Origin of the sequence: Schaalia sp. ZJ405 (genome assembly GCF_011038885.2) — a bacterium.
Lineage (GTDB): Bacteria > Actinomycetota > Actinomycetes > Actinomycetales > Actinomycetaceae > Pauljensenia.
Map to the genome: position 1 here is coordinate 2,046,217 of NZ_CP064952.1, position 20,213 is coordinate 2,066,429.

The window sequence follows — 20,213 nt, forward strand, 5'->3', positions numbered from 1 at the left end:
AGGTCACTTCACTTTCAATCCGATCTTGCTGGGGTCAACCCCCAGGGCCTTGAGTTCGTTCTCTGGGATGTTGGTGCCCAGGAGAGCGGCCCTAGCACAGTGGCCCCAGAAGGACTCGTTGGCTAACCATGAGGATCCGCCGATTTGGCGGGCGAATGTATTCGCGGCTTCGGCCCCGGTAAACCGGAGGAACATCCCGGGGGCGAACACCCCGTAGACGTACTCCTTGCTGCCGGGCTTTACGGGCATATGGATCATTAACATTTCTGACTGTCCTTTCCTTGGAGTGGGTGTAGAGGGTGTCGAAGAGGCGGCGGGGTGACCCGCACGGATTTCATCGGCCATGCGGGAGACTGTGGCTAACTGTGTTTTCCATCGACCCGGACAGGCCGTAGGGAAGTACTTGTCGTGCGGGTATATTGGGAGCGGCCCGTAGGTTTCACGCAGTTTTGCGATGAGCTCCGCAACGGTCCGCATGTCCCCGGGCGTCATTTCTGGGCGGCACTCAATACCTATGGTTGTGAGATTTGCTTCCCAGTTCCCTGCGTGCCAAGCGGTGTCAGCAGGGTCAACAATTCGGGTGACAAGACCATCAGAGACGATGAAGTGAGCGGAGGTTTGTGCTCCGAGTCGTGTGAGGAACGCTCGCACGCCCGCGTGGCTTTGCCCATCTACTCCCCAGTGATGGAGGACTATCGCGAGGATTCTCCGACCTTGGCGACCGGGCGTGAACGCTGGGGATCTATATTGTGTTTCCTCTCGAAAAGCCATGAAAAGTCCTTCCTTTGGTGGGTATGGGAAAGCCCCCAACACTGTGGGGGTTGGGGGTGAAACGTGCTGCTGTCGGGTTACCTCGGCGCGTAGGTCGCAGTCAGGGAAAAAGACCACCCCGAGTTGAATTCAATTCCGGAGTATGAGCCGAGGTAAAGACTTCCTGTCTTGTTGGAAACGTACATGTTTACATGTTTTGGATCGGAATAGTTGAATAAGGTCCTCGCAATAGTCGAGCCGATGATCTGTTCCCCAGAGGAGGGTCGGTATTTGTAGGGGATTACCGTGATACTGTCAACATCCCCGCCAGATTCTTGCCTGACCGCGCCTTCAATACACACCAGGCCGCTTACCTTACGGATACGCGGGGTCTGACCGTCTACGGGTACCCAACCGTCGTCTAGCGGCAGGGTTTCCCACGGTGTGGTTTCCGCCAATGGTCCGAGCGCGTTCTGTATGGCTTCTACTGCTCCTTCTAGGTCCTCTTGTGATGCTGCTCCAATGGCTTGCCGTGCCATTCGCATTTCCACGGGTGTTTCAGCTCCGAGACCACCACGCGATACCGGGAGCGTCCCAGAGGTAATATCCAAAGCGGAATGCACGTGGGACTTGCCTGCGAAAATGTTCGTTAGCTTCCTCCACCAGTAGGAAAGACCCGTAAGTGTCAGCACCTGCTCCCCAACAGGGCTGCTGTTGGCGACAACCGAGTCGATGGAAGACGTTTTGATTCCCTCAAAATTAGCCGTTGACGCGCCCACCCGCTCGAACTTGCCATTAATCCACATGAACTCGATGTAGGAGTTCCCACCAACCGCATGAGGGTCTGGCACAAAATACAGTTTCCCTGTTGTCCCGGTGATCGTTGGAACAAGCGTGTGAGCGTGGTATTGGCTTTCTTGGAGGATTTGGACTTGGAGTCCCTGCGCGGCAAGGTTATTCGCGGCCTGGTCGGCGTTATTGCGCGCTTGCTGTTCATCGCGCAGCCGCTCAGCTGTCGCGCGCGCGGCTTCAGTGCTGGCACGGGATTTTTCCTTTTTTTCCCGCTCGGACTCAGCCTCACGGCGTTGGGCTTCCGTAGTTTCGCGTGCGGTTTCCGCCAAAGCGCGTTGGGTTTCCGCGTTGGTCCTGCTTGTCTCGTTGAACCCGCGATTGTTTTCAGCCGATATACGTTGGGTTTCCGCGTTGACGCGCCCGGACTCCGCTGATGCCCGCCGGTTTTCTTCCTCCACCCGCTTAGCCTCAGCAGAAGCTCTGGATTCCTCAGCACTGGCGCGGGCACGTTCAGCGGCGCTTCGTTGTATTTCTGCCTCGCCTGCGCCTCGGACAATCGCGGCAACGGCTTCAGATTCTGCTGCGGCTTTTTCTGCTCGCGCCGCCACGGATTCATCGGCAACGAAAACTGTTCCGGCTTCGTCGTCCGCTGGGATGATGCGTCCTAGATCGACTGTCCCACCGGCGGGGGCGTGAATGTAGAACGGGGGGATACGGAGTTTCCGGCCCCTCTTGAATTCGACTTTGTACTGCCAGTCGGTGGGGTTACAGTTCGGGTCATTCGTTGCGATAACAACGATTCCGGCGCTTCCGTCTTCACCGCGTAGCACCCCTTGGGCATCGATGCGTGCTTCAAATGACGGCAGGGTGATCATCATGGGTGTGGAGCCACGGAATTGGACGCGCCTGGCGGTGGGCGTGAAAACCAAGGGCTCGTCGTCAAGAGCATATAGGTCAGGGTTTTTGTCTTGATCGGAAGAATCGGGCAGGTGTTTTGCCACGGTTCCAACGATCCGGCATTTCCCAAGATCAGCAGGGTAGGGGATGAGTGCCATTATTCTGCCTCTCGATCAGTGGTGGCCTGCGTGTTTTCAAGGTCAGAAACCCGGGCTTGTAAAGCGGTGATGGTTGCTCGGGCGAGCATGAGGTCTCGGGTGAGTTTTGATAGGTGCGCGTCGTAGGCAGCCATAATGTCTTGCGCGTCTAGTTCCACTGGTGGTGTCCTTTCGGGTTATACGGAGTAGCCGTTTGAGCGGAAGAGCTCTTTGAGGGACAAGACGTTTGGGCCGCCGAAATCGACCATTACGTCGGAATCGGTGAAATTCAGTCCTGGTCCCCGGTTTGATTTGATCGAAATACTTGGGTATGTACTGATCGATTGGCTTTTAATTTCCAAGTTTCGTGAGTTGGAAAGACGGATTGAGTTTCCGTTGAGCCAGATGTCGCTGGAGAAGTGGATTCCTGGCATTCCGGTGAAGAATTTGCCTTTAGGATCTAGGGTGAGCATCGCGGCGACGTAGTCATCCGAGGGCTTTTGCCTGTATCCCCACAAGACATAGTCACCGGTCGTGTCGATACTCATTTGCAGGCCACGAACGGTTGGGTCACCGTGTTTCGCGGAGGCATCGATGTACCCGATTTTCCTGGTGCCTTCCCACAGGCTCATTCCGTCGTCGTCGATAATAAGCTGAGTCTGGTTATTGTGGCTGAACGTGATCCGACCGTAGGCGATGCGAATACTGTCTGCGCCGGAGTTTTGCTCGACCACACCACCTTTAATGGTGTAACCACTGATCGTCCCTGTGGCACCAGTGATCGCAACCGTCTCGTTCCCAGCGTTGTCGTAGGCGTATAGGCCACGGGAGGTGATTTTGACGCCTCTGCGCGCTGTGGTAGAGGTTTGGATGACGGCCCCGTTAACGATGTAGGCATCGAGTGCTCCGGCGGCAATGTGACTGCCGGTGATTGCGTTGGCTTTGATTTTGTCTGCCGACACTGCCAAGGCTTCGAGGTGGGCGGTTTTAATTGCCCCAGGAGCGATGATTGACGCTTCCCTGATCTGAACGATCAAGTTACCCATAGGGTCACGTGCCGATTCGAGTTCTTTCCCAAGTTTTGACGCATCGTATAGGGGCCTGACTTGGGCGATTGTGTAGGAGGACCATGCTCCGATGTTTCCAGACGTGTCAACGGCCCTGACCCTGACGTAATAATTACGGTTGACATCTAGGCCCGACCGGTACCACACGAATCCGGATGCGTCTGCTACCTGCGTATCCACTTGCGGATTAGTCGTTGCTGACGTGGAGACGGCAACATCCCAGTAGGACACGTCTGGGGGCATGGCCCCACCAGTTGAGGAAAGCCCGGAGTGTTTGATGATGAGGATTCCCAGGCTTGTCGTGGCTGTTGGGGCTAGTGGTTGTGGTGGCGGCTCCTTGTCTGCTGCAAGTACATGAGAAAGCGTGGTGGACCATTCGCCCCACACGTTTTGGTGGGATTTCGCTCGAACACGGATTGTCCACCTGTCACCGGGGTAGCCACGAATGTTGATGTGGGGATTTAGCGTCGTGTAGTAGTAGGTGCGGTCACCGTTTTCTGTGACTTGCACGGAGTATTCACGGATCGCAACAGGCTTGTTGTCCACCGTGTGGGTGACAGCATCCCACGCGAGGGTCAGGATTGACGCGAATGTTCCGTTGCCTGAAGAAACCGGGTCGGATGAGGCCAACAGCCCGGTTGGGGCTTTTGGGGTTCCCGTTTCATTATGCGGTCCCCCTACGCCTGTGACGGGAGAGTTTTCTCCACCAACCATGCCGTCAGAAAGGTCTGTTGTTTTACGAGCCAGGCGTTCAAGGAACGCTTCGATACGGTCCCCTAGGGTTGCCCAGCATGACCACTGACCCGACTCGTCCATTTTCATGCCAGCTTCGATGACTCGTAGCTGCTGGCCGTTTAGAGTGACCCAATCGCCGATGTGGAAGTCCGCCCACAGGATAGGGGAAACGGGAAGCCCGGTGAGGGTCCATTCTCGCCGGTATTGCCTACGGGGTGCCTCACCGCGTTTGAGGAGTTCTTCAAGGTAGAGCGTTGCCGTGTCTTCGCGTTCGACTTGGCCCTGCTCACTCCACCTGACGATACGCCCGAAGTCTGAGGCGGCATAAGGGTTGTTTTTCTCCCATTGCTTCCCGTCTTTGCCGCGAAAGCGCGCGAGGGTGGTGAGGTCCTCGAAGGAGGTTTTCACCGGGGTTGCGTCCGCGTACTGGTCAATGAAAGCCACTGACGTGTTCTGGGCTGCCAGGCCAGCATTTTCACGGAAAACCTGTAGTTCACGCCCGTTCATACGCCAATCAACCGCGCCTTTTGTGGTCAACCATTGCAAAACCTTCTCAAAGGTCGTTGATGGTGTGAACGTGACGCGGGCGTTCTTGCCCCAGGCAACACCATTGGAGTCACGGCTTGAGGTGAATGACCACGCTAGGGAGGGAGCCCAGTCCAACCCGTATTCTCTGTCTCGCTGGCGTGCTTCACCTAGCAGCGTAGTGAGAATAGAACCGGGGGATTGCGCGGGGAAAACTCGTTTACCTTCCTCGTTGTCAGGGGTTGGTGTCGTCACGGACTCGTAGCGCAGAATCTGTGAAATCCCGATAAGAGAAACCTGGGTTGCCCCAAAGTCTTTAACCGGGTCCATATCAGCGCCCGTTGTGAAAAACCTTGCCGAAGGTGGTTCCACCCACGCGCCGTTGATACGGACAAGGAAAGCTACCTCGACCATGCCGCGCAGCCAGTCGGCCTGCGTGCTTCCAGCGGGGAGAGTGACTTTCAGGGTGGAATGGTCGTTGAGGCTTCCCGACCAGTCGATTTGTGAGATCTGGGTGACCGTGTGAACAGGGGTTGATGCCCAGGGCTTGTAAACGAGGAGTTTCACACCATCGATAGTGCTCACGAAGAAACCTGTGCCTTCCGTAGTTTAAATGAACGACATGCCCGCGTGCGCATAAACGCGACTCGACTGTGACGTTTGGAGTACCCCATCGATGTACACGTCAACTGGATATTCACCCTCTGGGGTGGGCAGGAGCGGCTGAGACTCGATGACTTGTGTCGTCAACGGCATGAGGGGGGTTTCCCACCAGGAGGGGGTTGTCTTGGGGATAATCCACGATTCCCAACCGGAAATAATGACCGCCTGACTACTGGTGATGGAACCTGACCATTCGCAGATGGTTTGCCCGTTTTGTGTGGCGCGGAAACCTTGCGCTGGTCCCTCAACACGCCACACGGGGCGCACTGGACCAGACCCGCCCTCAGCCACGCTGAGCACAGTTGAAACTTTTTCCACGTCGGGTTCACCACTCCACGAACCGTCAAGCAGATGAACAAGAAACTGGACATTAAGGAACCCAGGTGAGGCCTCTTCATCTGCGCCGCTGGCGGTCACCGTGCACCGCTGGGAGCACTCCACGCCACCAATCACCAAGGTCATTGTCGAAACCTCACCAACGCGCATGACGCGGGTTAGTTCCGCGAGGTTTAAATCCCGGTACTCCCGCAGCTCAGCTTCACGCGTGGTTCCCGCGTGGGTGATGAGGAACTTCAACAGCATTTGCGCCACCCCAAGAGGCCTACGCGCAGGCGGAGTGAACGCCCCATCGAGGGATGGCACACTTGACGTAACAATGGTGACAGGTGCTTGAGGACGCTCCCCGGTGGCGTGTAGGAGCAGCCAACGGCGATCCGGGTCAACAAGTTCCACACCGTTCATAGCCGCTCCGCGTGGCTCTTGGATGGTTCGCATTCTTAGAGTCCTCCAAAAAGACGTGCCGTGACCGCACCCTCGGACGCGGCTTCAGAGTCGGGCTTAGTGAACGCCTGCTGAATGTTCTGCGTGAAATACACGTTGGTTGACGCTGAGGCAGTGTTGGTTTTCCCTTCCACTGCGCCGTTGGCGTAGCGTCTCCCACCGCCTGGGATGTACAGATCACCGAACCTGCGGGCGATTTCCCCCATGATTTCCTGCGACCGTTTCCTCTTGGATAAGGCAAGCGGGATGTAGCCTTCCCCACCGGTTTCAGGTTCACCGAAAACACGCCATGATCCGGCAGGGACGATCTGCGCGACGTGGTTTTCCCCTTGGAAACCACCATTAGCGAAATAGTTGACCACGCCACCATCAGCCATCGTGATGCCACCTTGGTAGCCGTTGGCGACACGCTGGCCGTAGAGTCTGATGTACGCGGTCTTCCCGTTAATCGTCTGGACAATGGTGTCGGCAAGACCTGTTGCCTCGTCCCGACCGGAAATTGTGACCGTCCCGTTTGACTTATTGATCGAGATTTTCGTGTTCGTGAGAGTTTTTATGGCCTCAATCGCGTTAGCGTGAATCTTCGTCGTCCCGTTTGACTCGTTGATTTTGTTAATCATCCGCAGAAGTTCGTCGTTGGCTGGGATCTTGTTGCCGTTAATGGTGATGGTTCCGTAAGCGGTGTTGACCTCACCGATTGATGCCAAGAGGGTCGCCATAGCCGGGTCGTCTTTAGCGTTAATCGTGTATGTTCCCTCGGAAGTTTCGGTTAACTGGAGGAGTTTCATGAGGTTGTCCACCGCTGGGTCACCGTTAGAAAAGATCGTGACAGTGCCGTTCTTGTCGCTGATTTCCGCGACAAGCTTGTCGGCTTTTGCCAAGGCTTCTTTCGTGTCCGCGTCCAATATGGTGGATTTGTATTCGGGAACCAGACCGATTTTTTCGATATACCAGTCTATTTCCTTACCTTGTAGTCCAAATGCTTCGGCTTGACGGCGCAGCGTCTCAATATTCTCGGCAGTTTTCGCGTCCAACTCGGACTGTGATGCTCCGGCTTTGACCATCGCTTCCATCTGAGTATTGAACGCGTCGGCACTGTTTTTGCCTGCTTCGATGAGTTTCCGCGAAGATTCGGCGTATTCATCGATGCCGCCAGCACTGTCGCGGGTGATTCTTACACCGTCGGTGATGAGCTGGTTGAGTGCTTCTTGGGCATCGTGTGCTCGGTAGTTCGCCATAGTGAGGTCACCTTGGGCGGCGGCGCGTTTCTTTTGCACATCAATAATCGCCTCTTCCGCTTCGCGTTGGCGTTTGAGCTCATCTGTTACATTTCTGGTGGCACGAGTTTCAGCTTCTTTATCAGTAATTCCTTCCCGGACTACTTTCGATAATTTGGGATATTCGCGTATAAGGTTGCTTGTAGCATCCTGGATGTCTCTGTAACGGTCATTGAAAGGCCCCAAGGTTGTGTAGAGGTTGTTCGCCTCAGTGTTACTATCTTCGAGAACCTTGTTGTATCGTTCGGTTGCGTCAGCGTTTCCAAGAATTGCGTCGGTGAGGTCTGAGGCAACCCCTCCGAGGGATTCATAGTCTTCAATCAATCCATTTTCGTGGAGTTTCTTAGCGATCCACGCACGACTGTTTTCTGTTATCGCACCAGTTTCAGCGTCCAGTGTTTGTGCGAATTCTTCTACCTGCTGTTTTGCCTCGGCTTTGGCTGCGATAAACGCAGAGACAACGGCGGTGAGTACTGTTAGTCCAAGCCCGACAAGGTTTGCGGGAGCGAGTAATGCTGATAATGCTCCTTTGAGGCCGTGGACTGCTGCTTTTGCACCGATCATGGGCGCGGACACGTTCTGTTCGATTGCCATTTGGCGTGTGGCTGCCACGAAGTCGAAAAGGTAGTTTTTCGCTGTGACAAATCCTTTGAACGCTGTAATGATTCCAGATTTTAAGACGGTTAACGGCCCGTGGAATGCGATGACCGCTGCGACGGCGGCCAGTAGTGGCGTGGGAAGCTTTGCGATTGTTGAAGCCAGTTTTGCGGCCATTTCAACAAGTGGCAGCCCCGCCCGCATAACGTTGACAAACACTGGGACGAGCGGGGAAAGGTCGGCGAGGAATTCTCCTGCTCCTTTGGCGACGTCTATGAGGGACGGCGCGAGCCGGTTGATGAGTTCGACTGCGAGGTCTGCTGCGGCTTTAGTGGCCTGAGCAAGATGCGGGCCTGCTGGTGCGAGGGCTTGAACAAACGCGTCCCCGACTTTCCGTAACTCCGGGTGCGTGGCTGCCAGGGCCGTAACACCGGCGATAACAGGGCCGAGACCCATACCGAGCTGTCCCAGGTATGGCAGTGGCTTTAATCCCACCGCGAGGAGGGCAGTGGACACGCCCGACAGGAGTGGCGTGTATTTACCCAGGTTTTCTATCTGGTTAATCAGCCCGTGGATATTGAATTTTTGGACCTGAACGTTCACCTGCCGTAGAGCGTTGGTAATCGTGTCGAACGCTGGTCCACCCTTGGCTTTAATCTCACCCATCACGGTGGTTACATGCTTTTGCAAGGACCGCATCGTATCGGCAACAAGGTTTGCCCATACGACGGCCCGCCCTCCGCCGTTGGGGTCGATGAACGGCTCGGCTATCACAGAGCCGGTGTCACGCCAGGCTGCTTTAATACGGTCTACAGCGCCGCTCCACTGCTGCTTGATGAGGTCTGTTGCTCCACCGAACTTCTTCGTCATCCCCTGAGTGATGGCGTCCAATGCTCGGGTGGCAGAAATCTGGTTTTTTGAGATCGCGTCTTTGACTTCGGCGACACTCATGCCCATTGCTTCGCCGATGAGTTCAGCGGCGTTGACCCCGCGTTGTCCCATTTGGAGGAGGTCCTGGCCGGTGATTTTCCCTGCGGCCTGAATCTGGGCCATAACAAACACGAGGTCAGACAGCTGTTGAGAGGACCCACCGGTGGCTGCGACAGCGTTTTGTACGGCGTCGAGGGTGGGGATGACCTTCTTGGCGCTCATACCAAAGGCAAGGAGTTGTTGTTGTCCTTGGATGAACACGGATTTGGAAAACGGTGACCGCGAGGCCAGTTCGTTGAGTTTCTCCATCTGCCGGTTGACGGCTTCTTGGGAACCGAGAAGCGTTTTCAACGCGGCGCGGGAGTTTTGCTGTAGAGAATTGTAAGCGCCACCTGTTTTTAACAAGCCCACACCAAGACCAGTCGCCGATGCTGCTGCTGCGGTGAGTGTGGAGGCGATAGTTTGGCCCGCACCTTTGGCGATGCTCGCGGTTTTAGATGCGAGGGTGCCCGCGTTGTTCATGCCCCGCTTGTATTGGGTGTCGTCGAGGGTGAGGAAGAACGCGAGTTCGCCGACGTTGAACACGGGTGGTCTCCTTTATTTAATTCGGGCTTACAAGGTGGTGGGTCCTTGTGTGGGGGTGGTTGATCGCGTCAATCACAAGGGCGCGGTACTGCGGCCACGGCGCTCCTGACGTGTCCCATTCGTGGACCCCGTAGGTTTCGGCTAGGTCAGCTATGACGAGGTGCCAGTTGGTGATGATCCTCCACCAGTCAATGTGTCCACGTTCGGGCGTGTTTCCTGGTGGGGATTTGTAGGACGCATAAATTGGGGTGCCGTCTGCGCCTTGGGCTATTGGCTGGCCTTGGCCGTAGGCCGCCCATTCTTGGAGGGTTTGCGGGTCGGAGCTTTTGGGTGGGCATCCTCTTCGTGTGGGTTTTCTTTTTGCTCCTGTAGGGCGTTTTGGTAGAACAAAACGGCATCTTCGCTTCCGCCGTTAGCCCAGTAGACGATAGCCGACAGGAGGGCTGCTTCGATGAATGCTGGTGGGCACCCGTCCTGAGTGAGGCGTTCGTATTCGCCGCCGCCGAGCACGAGGTCTGCTTGTTCTTCGAGGGTTTCTGGCCATCCGGGGATCGTGTCTGTAAGGAGGGGGTCTTCTCCGGCTTGGGCACGGCGGAACTGCTCGGCTTGGAGGGATTGGAAGGCGGTAATCATTTTGCCGGTTTCCACGTTGGGTACCGGCGAGGTGATGGTCCACCGGTCTGCTTTCATTTCGAACGGCTTGGGCAGGTAGGTGGTGAGGTCAAGCATTGTGTGGTCCTTAAAAATGTTGGGGAATGTGTGGGTGTGGCCCCAAGGGAAGCGGTGTTCCCCGCCCGCTTCCCTTGGGGCCACACGTCTAACAGGAGTGTCGATCAGTCCTGGGAGGTCAGCGGGTTGACGATTTTCTTGCGTGGGCCTTGGCCTGACAGTTCAAACTGGAAGGCTCCTTGTTCGTTGACACCGGTGTTGGCTCGGCTCATTTTCACAGTCGCGACACCCTGGTATGCGTCATCCTTGTTGGGTTTACCCGAGGAGGGTTTATCATACCAACGGACTTCAACGGTGGAAAGGTTACCGTTGGCGTCAGGTTCGGTCGCGGCCTTGAGTTTTTCTACCTCAGGCAAATACGCGCCGGTCTCATCACGGTGCTGCTGAACGGTGAGCTGAATGTTCCACGACTCGCCGGTCTTAATTGGGTGGTCAGCGCCCTTATCGTCATAGGTTGCTCCGTCCACGGTCTTTGCTTCCGTGGTGGGGGCGATGACCTGAGCAAACCGCACGGCCTGCCATTTAGCTTCCTCACTTGGTTTAGCGAGGTTAACGTCGATTCCGTGCTCGTAAGAGAAACCAATATTGGTTGTGGGAGTTTCTTCAGACATGGTGTGGGGTGTTCCTTTCAGAGTTGGAGAAGTGCCTCAAAATTGTCAGTGCGTTCGTCGGCCCCCGTGTCAGTGAGGCCAAGTTGCGCTGTAGATAAATGCCGAACGCGGTCAAAAGTCAGATCCGCGCACGTCTGGTGGTGTAGGCCGTGTAAAGCGTGGACAACCGCGTCGGCTAGGGGGTCTGCGTCGTAGGGTGCGCGGGTGCGCACCTGAAAACACACTCGGATGGTGTTGTCACCGGGATTAGGTGACTGTTCGCGTGAATACGCGTTGATGGCCACCGCCTCAACTGGGGTGGGTGGGAGTCGTTTGGCGAACACCGGTGGCTTAGTCAAACTTTCGGGGTATTCGCCGTCAGTTCCTGGCCAAAACGCAATCCCAACACCTGTGAGGTAGGTCCCTACCGCGTCAATCACCATGCGTAAACCGGTCATTAGGCACCTCCGATGCGTTTGAGGTGAGCTTGGATGATCTGAGTCATGGTGTTCTTCTCATCCCTTGCCGGGCCTTCGAGGTATTTGGCTTGCCCACCCTTGGGGTGCCGGTAGCCCAGTTCCTCGTGTTGTTCGACCGCGTAGGGAGTGTCGTAGGAAACGGCTGCGGTAGTTTGATCCATGCTCATGGTTACAGTGGCGGATGCTCGCAGAATGCCCTCACGGATGGGGGCCGCCTGCTGGGATACACCGCGTAGGTGTTCAGCGGCGAGCCTCAGTCCACGCGCGGCTGCCTCCTGGGTGGCCGCCGAGGCTTGGTTGCCGCGCCACTCGAATCTCACGTGTGACAACTGGGTCTCCTATTCGAGGTAGAGCACATCATGCTCAGGCATATCTAGGCCACCAGCGTTTCCGTATGAAACCGAGATAATGCGTGCGGTCCTGCCGCTGGGAAGCGTTACCGTGGGCTGATCGTCGATACTGGTGAGGGTGGAGTGGGGTACCGCAACCTGTGCGGTTGACATCACCTCCGCGCCTTGCCTGTTTCTTACGAGCTTGAGATTTTCTGTGACGAAGCACCCTGATAGGGGTTCCCCCGAAACGGGTTTAGGCCCGTAGGGGGTTTGCTTCATCCGGTTAATCGTGATGGTGTGGACTCCGAAAATGTCGAGAACGTTCACTTTCGGCCTGCCTATCCGATCACCTGTGGGTGCTTGAGGTTCGCCCCAGCTAGACGCAAGAGGATTCGGGCTTCCAGGCACAGGGTCTCGGCGGCTTTCTCACGGTTGGATACTTTCGCCTGGAGAGTATCCGCATATGAGATGGACCCGCCGTTGAGCGAGGCCGAGGCAACAACTTTCCCTCCGGCTTGCACTCCCTCAGTAAATGGTGTGATCCCGGTATCAACCCAAAATCGGGCTTGGGTGCATACTGCGTCGATGATGACCTTGCGAGAGTCACCTTTGATAGGCGTGGACTTAGAAAGGTACTGGGCGACGAGCAGGACGGCGCTTCTGAGGTTTTCTGCTGGAACCGAAGGCGGCGCGGTAGAAAACCCGTTGTTTTCTCGCCACTGCGTGTAATCATCTGGGGTGATTGTGAGCATGTGTCCTCCAACGCGGCTGAGCGTCACCACGACCCGGTTTTATGGTGGGTAAGGACCAGAAACCGTCACCACAAAACAGGGGTGGATTGGGTCGTGGTGACACGTTTTAGTTGGCTTTTGCCTTCGAGGTCCGTTTGTGTGCGGGCTTATCCGGCTCCGCTACGGCCCCGCTGGGCTTGTCCGGCTCTGGCTTATCCGGCTCCGCTACGGCCCCGACGGGCTGCTCATGGTAGCGACGCAACAACATCCCCATGCCTCAGCCCGCAAGAGTGATGTCGAGAACGCCCTGGTCGGACAGGCGCTTAACCGCGTAGTGCATGTTCGTCGTGATGACCGTTGCGCGCTTGAGGATGTCACGGTCCATCTCCACAACAGGGCGACGCTTGTACAGCAAGCCAAGGCTGTTGCGTTTGAGGAGTACCGCGTGGTTTGCTGTCAGGCGGTTCGTCACAAACACGGGGACACCTGCGATGTCACCGATGCGGCCGCGCTGGACCACCGTGCCCGCGCCACCGGCGGAGGTTTCAGTAGAGCGAATAAACTGTTCGTCCTTCATGATTTGGGCGCGCTGCTCGGATCGGACGTAGAGTCCAGCGAATTCTTCGGGTTCCCATTCGTCGCCGAAAACGCTGATGGCATCAACGATGTTGTTCCATGTCAGCCCGCCGGTTGCCGATGCCTGGTAGGGCTTGGAGTCGGTCTTGGTGCCGTCTCGTTTTTCGATGCCCTGGGTGATGACTTCGGTTGCGGCCTTAATCAGGTCGGCGTCTACCTTTCGGGCGGCGAGGATACCGAACTGGCGTAACGCCTCATCCTGAGCGCTGCCGACACCGACAAGCTGTGCTGTGTCGGTGATTTCAACAGCCTTGCCAGCTTCCTTAATGGTCGCTCGGGAGGAAGTCTGGGTAAGAGCTTCGGTGTCCATCGGGACGTTTTCTGTCAGGTCCCCCATTTCAGACAGGAGTCCCCACTTGGGGAAGACGATGGTCTCGCCGGGCTTACCTGCGAGGGTATCTTGTGTCAGTACAGCAGGGGAAGCGCCGACGATGGCCTGGCCTTTGAAGTTTTCTCGGGCGATGTCAGCCCACACGTCGGGGCTGTAGAGGTTTTCAGAAAGTGTGGTTGCCATTATGTGTTCCTTTCATGGTCAAACCCCGATATCCGCTTGGGTCATCGGGGTTTGGTTGTGGCAGCGTGTGGGTTTAGAGCTTGTCGGCGAGTTGCGTATAAAGCTCGGTGTTGGAGGCGTAGAGCGCCTGACGCTCTTGACCGCTCATTGCTTTGAATTGGTCAAGAGTGATGTGTCCTTCGCCGCTCCCGGCGGCGTGGTCAACACTGGATTGTCCCGTCGCCTGGACGGGCTTGAACTTGGGATGCTCAGTCACGAAAGCTTTGATCGCGTCGGCGACGGCCTTGGGGTTGGACGTGTCGATGTCGGCGAGGGTGTTGTGGAAGCTGGCTGAGTCGATCAGCATGTCCGCGTCAGCGATCCCCTGAGCGGCCTGATATACAGCGAGGAGCGTTTCAGCCTTAGTCCTGGCGGCTTCGGATTGGGCGACCCTTGCGGTGAGGTCTTCAACGCTTGGCTTCTCATCATCGGTGGGGGTCAGGCCCAGTGCTTGCCCGATCTTGCGCGCGAGGTTTTGCTCGGCCTCTTCAGCGGCCTTTTGCTTGGCGTTGACCCTGTTGGAAGCGGCTTCGCCTCGCAGGTGGTGGATCATTTCATGCAGGGTTGCGATGTCGGTGGGGAGGCCTTCACCCTTGGAGGGTTTTGCTTCGCCGGTGGTGGTATCGGGTTTTCCCGATGTTTCCACGGTCTGCTGCCCCGTGTCCTGCTGTGTGGTTTCAGTGGCTTCGGTGGTGTCGCTGGTTGTGGTGGTGTCTGACATGTCCTCTTTCACTCCTGGTGATGTCGGGGACCGGGTTGGTCCTGTTTTTGGGTATAAGAAAACCCGCAACCATCAATGGTGCGGGTGGTCAATATTGTTGATTGAACAAGTTAGGCGAGGGACCCGAGGCCTGGCCCAGGATTTCTCCCTTAATGGTGGCCTGGCTGGCTTCCCTCGCCTATGAAGATAGTTTATCGGTGTGACGCAAGATTTTCAAGCGTTTTTCCTTGTCAACGATGATGAGCTTTTGTATTTCAGCCTGCCCCTTGAATCTCCTGATAATCTGCCCGGTTGCAAAATCGTCGGAGAGGCCGCAGCGGGCGAGATCAATAACCAGTCTGCCCGATTGTTTCTTGGCTCGCCTAAATTGTTTGCTAATGGTGTCTTTTCCGGCACCTTTCGGACCTTTGAACTCCCAGATTTGCCCAAACATTGTCACGTCCGGGTTCTTCACGTGGTCACCGTGCTCCTCTTTTCGAAAAGCCACATCAACACCATAAGACGCGAGCGTTTGGGCTGTCGCAAGCTCGTGCGGTTCAGGGGGCTTTGAAAGGTCTGGTGGAATAGTTACTTTTCCGGGCTTGACTTTGCCCCGCTTGGTTCGTTCAAGCTTGTACAAAGGGTCCTCAAGCGGTTTTGGTTTTTGACTTGAAGCAGGTTTTCCTGGCGCTGGTTTTGTGCGCTTGAACCTCAAAGCAGCTTTCATGTTCTGTTCGCGATAACGTAAGCGCTGCAACTTGGGATGGTCGGCTAACAGGTCGCGTATTTTGGCTTGTAGACGTCGGATTTCGGAGCGTTTCTTCGTTGCTGTCTCTGGTGTGAGCGCGGCTGCGAGTTCGCGCTCCTTCTTCCTGATTTCCCGTTCTAAGGCGCGTTGTTTTTGGGACGCGTCGTAGGTGTGTTGGTCGCCGTCTCCTCCTTTGGGGTAAGGCTTGGATACGCCTGGGAGATAGAGGCTGTAGGAGTGTTCACAATTGGGGTGGAACAAGCCTTCGGCTTTAGCTTGGTCCATTGTCCCGTCCACTCTTACGCGCACTTTTTGGTCGGGGTCAATGGTGGAGGGTAAGAGGTTGGTGCCTGTTGGGGTTTGTCCGGTAAGGGAGAGGATGGAGCCTTGCCAGGGCGCGCATTTGGAACAGGTGTAGGCGTGCCCTGTGACCATGACAAGATCAAGGCCAGAGTTGGTGAGGGTTTGGTCGTAGCCGTGGCGCATGGCCCGCATAGCTCCTGTACGGACCGCCATTTCCGCATAGGAGTCGATGCGCCAACGCCTACCCGACTTGTCCATAAAGGACTTGATTCCACGTGAGGCGAACTCTTGAAGCGCGTCCTCGGTTGCTTGCAGGCGGGTCACCGCCCCTAAAGCAACTTCGGTAACAGGTGTTGCCATCGCTTTCTGATAGGCATCTACAGCGTCCCTGAGGATCAGGGCGGGCAGGCCGGTGAGGTTTTTTAGCGTGTCAGCAGCGATAGCGGACAGGCCCGATACTGTTTGAGCGTCCAGCGTGGGGTTGATGTTGCCTGTGGCCATTTGGGCCCTGATGTCCATGCGGGCTTGGCCTTGTCCCGCATCAGCAGCCATGTCAAGAACACGCTGGGCTTGGTCGAGGACTTCGTTCCAGTCGCGGCCCAGCAGGTATTCGATGCGAGCACGAAAGGCCGCTACCTCGGCGAAACGGCGTACTGAGTACCATTTTGCGCCGAGGTTTTTCGATGCGGTTTTCGCGATTTCTAGGATGAGGCGGTCTTCGACATCTCGCACGAGGTCGGCCACGGTTTGGGCGCCGATGCGGGCGTCAATCGGATTGAGGCTCACTGTCGGTTATGTCCTCCGCGTCGGGCCTCCACGCGTCCGGGGATGCGAGCGGCTGTGATTCCTTAATGAGGGCGACTTCTGCGTCCACTTGGGTTTGGTCCCAGTCCGGGTGTGTCATGCGCACGCCTGTTTCGATGGACATCAGCTCAGCCGACCGCAAGGTGGCGGCGGTTTGTGCCAGGGTGTTGGTGGTGTCTTCAACGAGCCTGGGGAAGGTGACCGCGAGGTCTGTTGGGTCTAGGCCGGGCGTGTTGTAGACGGCTTGGTCGGTGGCCAGCATTTTCACGATTAATGCTTGTATGGCGGGTTTTTCGAGTCTCGCCTTGCGGTTCCTCGTCGTGTTGGTTTGCGCTTGGCGTGCGATAACCTCGGTTGCGGTGATGTCCGTGTCGGGAGTGTCCTCAAACGAGGCCGTAGAGTATCGGGCTGCTCGCAGAATTCGGCGTGTGAGTTCGAGGGCGGTTTGTTGGTGTTCTTGCCAACGGATTGTGAACTGTTGGGCCTGAATGGGCACGGTGTCAGCCATAGACCCGGCCAGACCTTCGAGTGGCGTAAACACCTCTTGGTCGAGGTTGAACGCTCCACCGCCGTTGTCGAAAGTCTGGTCGAGCATGTCTCGATCAGCAAACACGCGGGCCTTGCCTAGGCGTATGTCTCGCATCCATGCTGAATACACCTCATCGAGTGCGTCCATGAGACCCTCAATACCGTCAAGGTCGGAGCGTCCAAGGTTGCGGGCTTGGTGGTGGTCGCGCCACCTGCGCACGGGCGTGAGGTTGGGGACGTATTGGATGGCCAAGCCAGGGGTGATGCCGTCGGTGATGTAACCGTCCATTCCGACTACTTCGGCTAGGGGTGCGGTTACGGGGTGCTCGGCGAGGGGACGGAGCATTCCGAGGTTGTCATATGTGCCCTCGTAAAGACCGTGGAACGTGAGCCCCATACCGGCGGGGTTGAGTTCGTGGCGTTCCAAGTGGCGCAACACCCGTGACCCGTCGGTTTCAAGGACCGTCCAGAATGTGACAGCGACAAGACGGCCCCAGCGGAATTCTGGCAACGCGGAATCAGCGTCTACCGTGGTGAGGAATGGGCGATCAGCGATTGTCCGATCCCACGTGACGCGGTGGTATCTGCCTCCAAATGCTGCGCCGGTTTCTGCTCCTGTGAGGAGCTGCTCAAAAAGACCGTCGTCAATGTAGCGTTCAATCTGGGTGGTGGTGGCCTCCGAAGCTGCGGTGATTGACGGTGGGTTGGCGTACAGAAGGTCAGCGGAGGTTGCGCATAGGTCCGACGCGATGGGTACGTGGAGGTCGTTGCGTGATGGGTGGTGTTGGTCGGTGACAGTGCGTCCCCAGAAGAATCGGGACAGGAGGGCACGTAGGCCTGTGCGCCGTTGGTGGTTTCGTGTGGAGTCTGCCTGTTGGCCGTGGTAGACCTTCCAGAGTTTATCTGGGTCACCCAGCCACCATGCTTCCCATTCGGCCATTTTTGTGGTGATGGGTTGCCAGTTTTTCGGGGGCCAGGGCGTGTTGTTTGCGGGGAGCGGCACCTAGGGCCTCCTTCATGGGGTGTGGGTGAATCTATGGGCGGTATCGTCTACGGTTCTGCGCCACAAGCGTTCGGTGGTTGCTAGGGCGTAGCGTGCTGCGTCGAGACTGTGGTCGGCGGTTTTGATGGGTTTGTCTGTTCCGGCTGCTTGGGCTTTGGGGTCCCAGGAGTAGCCGGGGGTTTCCTTAATGAGGCCTTGGCAACGGTTGGCGATTTTGAGCCACCCGGCGTTTAGTCCGTTCGCCATGAGGCGGATCCCGTAGAGGACGTCGTTGTTAGCGTCGGTGAGGCCCCATGCGCCGTCTTGTTTGAGTTGGACCTTGAAGCTCGCGGCGGCGGGGTCAACGATGATTCGGCGGGGTTGAACATCCATGCGTGGCGCGTGTGTTGTGGTGTGGAGCCAGTTGAGCAGTGCTTGGGATTGTTCGGCGTCGGTCCATGTTCCGTGACCTCGGTTGGTTGAGTCGAGACGCCATTCGTCAACAAAATAGAGGATGCCGTCCTCGCCCATAGCTAGGATCAGTGCTGCTGTGGGGTTTTGTGTGCCGTAGTCGATACCAACGGCGTAGGCGTTGACCATGCGTGGTAGTTCGTCCCATTCCACCACGTGTTTTTCCGGGTCCCACATGTCATAGACCGCGCCTTCGGCGGACACCCATTCGCCTTGAATGAAGCGGCGGTACCACAGGCCGGTGAATTCTTTCTTCTTGGCCGCGATGTATTCGGGGGTAAGACCCGGATTATCGTCCATTGTGAAATGGTGGAAACCCCAGTCTTGAAGAACATGAGCACGGTCAATGTAGTTTGTTTTCAGCCAGTGAGCCGGGGAATCCGGGTTCGTGGTGGCGAAAAGCCTTGCGTCTTGGACTGAGAGGCGGCCAAGAAGTTGGACGAACATTGCTTCAGGTAGGAGTGTTGCTTCGTCAACGTATGCGCCTGCAAGGGTGAGCCCACGGATTTTTGATTCGGCTTGAGCGTCGTTAGCGCCAATGATCCACACCCACCGGCCCATGATCTTTACCCGATCAGAATTCAAACCGTATCCGCCAATGGCTTTAGGTTCGATCATGGCGATCACGTCAAGGACGTTGCGGATAATCGTTATTCGAGTTTTGCCAAGGATGGCCACAGGGCCATGCGGAGCTGAAGCCAACCATGACAGGAAGCTCATGATGCTGATGATGGTTTTACCTGAGCGGATAGCACCATCCCAAAGGGTGAAATGATCGCGGCTCGTGGAGGCATCCCACGATTTGATTTGCTTAAGGGACAGCTCCACCTGTCGTCCCCCTTAGTCGTCTTTTGCGATGCGTTCCAAACTGGTGGCAAGCAGTTGTTTAAGCATGGACGCAGTTTCAGCAGTATCGTCTTGAGCCTTAGGAGCTTCAACACCGTGAAGCTTCTCAATCCGAGTCATGATGTTGATGACACGGTCTACAGCGAACAAGTCACCTTGGAGGGCCTGGGCGTAGCAGACGTTGAGCATCTCGTCGTACCTTGCCAGTTCCAGTGTGAATACCTGGTCTGCGTTTTCTCGAGTGATTTCTTTAAGCGCATCCTCAATATAGATGTGAGCTGTGGAAACACTGATATGCATTTCCTGAGCAATTTCCCTGTATGTGCTTCCAGCGATACGGTATTGCAGGGCTTCGTTCATGCGTTTACGACGATGCTCAGTGATACGGGTTTTCGTTGGCGTGCTGGTTTTCTTCTTGTTTTTACCCATGTTGCGCTCCTGGCGTTTGTCATGGACGGGGCGCCCCCCTTGGATGGGGTGAGCATCCAGGGGGGGCTGTTTCATTACACCGATCCAGAGGTGCTTCCAGATGAATGCGACCTTGAGAATCGATTACGAACGCCGGACATGGCACGGCGGATCGCTCGGCCCGCTCTTCGGAGTGCATTTCGCATGGTGAGGGTTCCTTTCTCATGAGAAAACCCCAACACCGGGATGGTGTTGGGGTTGACTGTGGGGTTGTGGTGGGGTCAGTAGCTGATGCCCAGAGTGTCGGCGAGCTGCTGACCGGTTATGTACTTGTCCGGAGCGTTTCGGCCAGTCATTCCAATGGCTTTGAGGAATCGTTCTTTTTCTTCGCGGTCTTGGAATGACACGCAAAACCAATACTCAGAATCGGTTGCCGCTATGAATCGCTTTTTCTCATTCGCGGCGCGCTCACGGTAGCCCTCTTCAAGTGCGGTGAGTTCACGGGCAGCATCCTCTTCGAGGCTGTCGGTGTATTCGACATTGGCGAGTGGGTCGGGTGTGGGGTCTGATTTTTTGGTGCGACGAACGATTTTCTTTGATTGCCTGCCGGCGGTGGCGGGCTTTTTGATGATCGCCAT

At 56.4% G+C, this 20,213-nt stretch carries 19 protein-coding genes; all 19 read right to left on the reverse strand.

The window, feature by feature from the left end:
- Window positions 1–3 precede the first annotated feature (3 nt).
- Window positions 4–771 carry a peptidoglycan recognition protein family protein gene (locus G7Y41_RS08730; RefSeq protein ID WP_165315623.1) on the reverse strand — a complete coding sequence of 256 codons (768 nt, stop codon included), beginning with the start codon at window positions 769–771 and terminating at the stop codon, window positions 4–6.
- 77 nt (window positions 772–848) lie between these two features.
- Window positions 849–2,597 carry a hypothetical protein gene (locus tag G7Y41_RS08735; protein WP_165315624.1) on the reverse strand — a complete coding sequence of 583 codons (1,749 nt, stop codon included), beginning with the start codon at window positions 2,595–2,597 and terminating at the stop codon, window positions 849–851.
- A complete protein-coding gene (locus G7Y41_RS08740; protein WP_165315625.1) occupies window positions 2,597–2,755 on the reverse strand; it encodes a hypothetical protein in 159 nt (52 codons plus the stop codon). Before G7Y41_RS08740 ends, G7Y41_RS08735 begins: the two co-directional genes overlap by 1 nt.
- 18 nt (window positions 2,756–2,773) lie before the next feature.
- The gene (locus tag G7Y41_RS08745; protein ID WP_165315626.1) at window positions 2,774–5,488 is read right to left on the reverse strand and encodes a phage tail protein; all 2,715 of its coding nucleotides are present in this window, start codon (window positions 5,486–5,488) and stop codon (window positions 2,774–2,776) included.
- 24 nt (window positions 5,489–5,512) lie between these two features.
- Window positions 5,513–6,340 (reverse strand): hypothetical protein, encoded by an 828-nt coding sequence (locus G7Y41_RS08750; protein ID WP_165315627.1) that lies wholly within the window; start codon window positions 6,338–6,340, stop codon window positions 5,513–5,515.
- Window positions 6,341–6,342: 2 nt separating this feature from the next.
- Complete coding sequence (locus tag G7Y41_RS08755; RefSeq protein ID WP_165315628.1) at window positions 6,343–9,735, reverse strand: tape measure protein; 3,393 nt, start codon at window positions 9,733–9,735, stop codon at window positions 6,343–6,345.
- 267 nt (window positions 9,736–10,002) lie between these two features.
- A complete protein-coding gene (locus G7Y41_RS08760; protein ID WP_165315629.1) occupies window positions 10,003–10,464 on the reverse strand; it encodes a hypothetical protein in 462 nt (153 codons plus the stop codon).
- 104 nt (window positions 10,465–10,568) lie between these two features.
- On the reverse strand, window positions 10,569–11,075 hold the full coding sequence (locus G7Y41_RS08765) for a phage tail tube protein (protein WP_165315630.1): 507 nt from the start codon (window positions 11,073–11,075) through the stop codon (window positions 10,569–10,571).
- Window positions 11,076–11,092: 17 nt separating this feature from the next.
- Window positions 11,093–11,512 carry a phage tail terminator protein gene (locus tag G7Y41_RS08770; protein WP_165315631.1) on the reverse strand — a complete coding sequence of 140 codons (420 nt, stop codon included), beginning with the start codon at window positions 11,510–11,512 and terminating at the stop codon, window positions 11,093–11,095.
- Window positions 11,512–11,862, reverse strand: coding sequence for a hypothetical protein (locus G7Y41_RS08775; RefSeq protein WP_165315632.1), 351 nt, complete (start codon window positions 11,860–11,862; stop codon window positions 11,512–11,514). Before G7Y41_RS08775 ends, G7Y41_RS08770 begins: the two co-directional genes overlap by 1 nt.
- 9 nt (window positions 11,863–11,871) lie before the next feature.
- The gene (locus tag G7Y41_RS08780) at window positions 11,872–12,192 is read right to left on the reverse strand and encodes a hypothetical protein (RefSeq protein WP_165315633.1); all 321 of its coding nucleotides are present in this window, start codon (window positions 12,190–12,192) and stop codon (window positions 11,872–11,874) included.
- 11 nt (window positions 12,193–12,203) lie between these two features.
- On the reverse strand, window positions 12,204–12,617 hold the full coding sequence (locus G7Y41_RS08785) for a head-tail connector protein (protein ID WP_165315634.1): 414 nt from the start codon (window positions 12,615–12,617) through the stop codon (window positions 12,204–12,206).
- A gap of 256 nt (window positions 12,618–12,873) precedes the next feature.
- Complete coding sequence (locus tag G7Y41_RS08790) at window positions 12,874–13,746, reverse strand: N4-gp56 family major capsid protein (RefSeq protein ID WP_165315635.1); 873 nt, start codon at window positions 13,744–13,746, stop codon at window positions 12,874–12,876.
- A 73-nt stretch (window positions 13,747–13,819) separates the two neighbouring features.
- A complete protein-coding gene (locus G7Y41_RS08795; RefSeq protein WP_165315636.1) occupies window positions 13,820–14,506 on the reverse strand; it encodes a hypothetical protein in 687 nt (228 codons plus the stop codon).
- Window positions 14,507–14,684: 178 nt separating this feature from the next.
- Window positions 14,685–16,322, reverse strand: a complete 1,638-nt coding sequence (locus G7Y41_RS08800; protein WP_165315637.1) for a phage minor capsid protein — start codon at window positions 16,320–16,322, stop codon at window positions 14,685–14,687.
- Entirely contained in the window at window positions 16,303–17,871 is a 1,569-nt protein-coding gene (locus tag G7Y41_RS08805; protein WP_165315638.1) for a phage portal protein, read from the reverse strand. Before G7Y41_RS08805 ends, G7Y41_RS08800 begins: the two co-directional genes overlap by 20 nt.
- A 12-nt stretch (window positions 17,872–17,883) precedes the next feature.
- Window positions 17,884–19,149 (reverse strand): PBSX family phage terminase large subunit, encoded by a 1,266-nt coding sequence (locus tag G7Y41_RS08810; protein WP_165315639.1) that lies wholly within the window; start codon window positions 19,147–19,149, stop codon window positions 17,884–17,886.
- A gap of 12 nt (window positions 19,150–19,161) precedes the next feature.
- Window positions 19,162–19,671 carry a sigma factor-like helix-turn-helix DNA-binding protein gene (locus G7Y41_RS08815; RefSeq protein ID WP_165315640.1) on the reverse strand — a complete coding sequence of 170 codons (510 nt, stop codon included), beginning with the start codon at window positions 19,669–19,671 and terminating at the stop codon, window positions 19,162–19,164.
- 185 nt (window positions 19,672–19,856) lie between these two features.
- Window positions 19,857–20,213, reverse strand: coding sequence for a hypothetical protein (locus G7Y41_RS08820; RefSeq protein WP_165315641.1), 357 nt, complete (start codon window positions 20,211–20,213; stop codon window positions 19,857–19,859).

Excerpts from the sequence above, each read along its gene's own strand:
- G7Y41_RS08760 (WP_165315629.1), bottom strand. The coding sequence starts at position 10,464 with ATGCTTGACCTCACCACCTACCTGCCCAAGCCGTTCGAAATGAAAGCA.
- G7Y41_RS08790 (WP_165315635.1), bottom strand. The coding sequence starts at position 13,746 with ATGGCAACCACACTTTCTGAAAACCTCTACAGCCCCGACGTGTGGGCT.
- G7Y41_RS08750 (WP_165315627.1), bottom strand. The coding sequence starts at position 6,340 with ATGCGAACCATCCAAGAGCCACGCGGAGCGGCTATGAACGGTGTGGAA.
- G7Y41_RS08770 (WP_165315631.1), bottom strand. The coding sequence starts at position 11,512 with ATGACCGGTTTACGCATGGTGATTGACGCGGTAGGGACCTACCTCACA.
- G7Y41_RS08730 (WP_165315623.1), bottom strand. The coding sequence starts at position 771 with ATGGCTTTTCGAGAGGAAACACAATATAGATCCCCAGCGTTCACGCCC.
- G7Y41_RS08785 (WP_165315634.1), bottom strand. The coding sequence starts at position 12,617 with ATGCTCACAATCACCCCAGATGATTACACGCAGTGGCGAGAAAACAAC.
- G7Y41_RS08820 (WP_165315641.1), bottom strand. The coding sequence starts at position 20,213 with ATGGCGATCATCAAAAAGCCCGCCACCGCCGGCAGGCAATCAAAGAAA.
- G7Y41_RS08815 (WP_165315640.1), bottom strand. The coding sequence starts at position 19,671 with ATGAAACAGCCCCCCCTGGATGCTCACCCCATCCAAGGGGGGCGCCCC.
- G7Y41_RS08735 (WP_165315624.1), bottom strand. The coding sequence starts at position 2,597 with ATGGCACTCATCCCCTACCCTGCTGATCTTGGGAAATGCCGGATCGTT.
- G7Y41_RS08795 (WP_165315636.1), bottom strand. The coding sequence starts at position 14,506 with ATGTCAGACACCACCACAACCAGCGACACCACCGAAGCCACTGAAACC.
- G7Y41_RS08765 (WP_165315630.1), bottom strand. The coding sequence starts at position 11,075 with ATGTCTGAAGAAACTCCCACAACCAATATTGGTTTCTCTTACGAGCAC.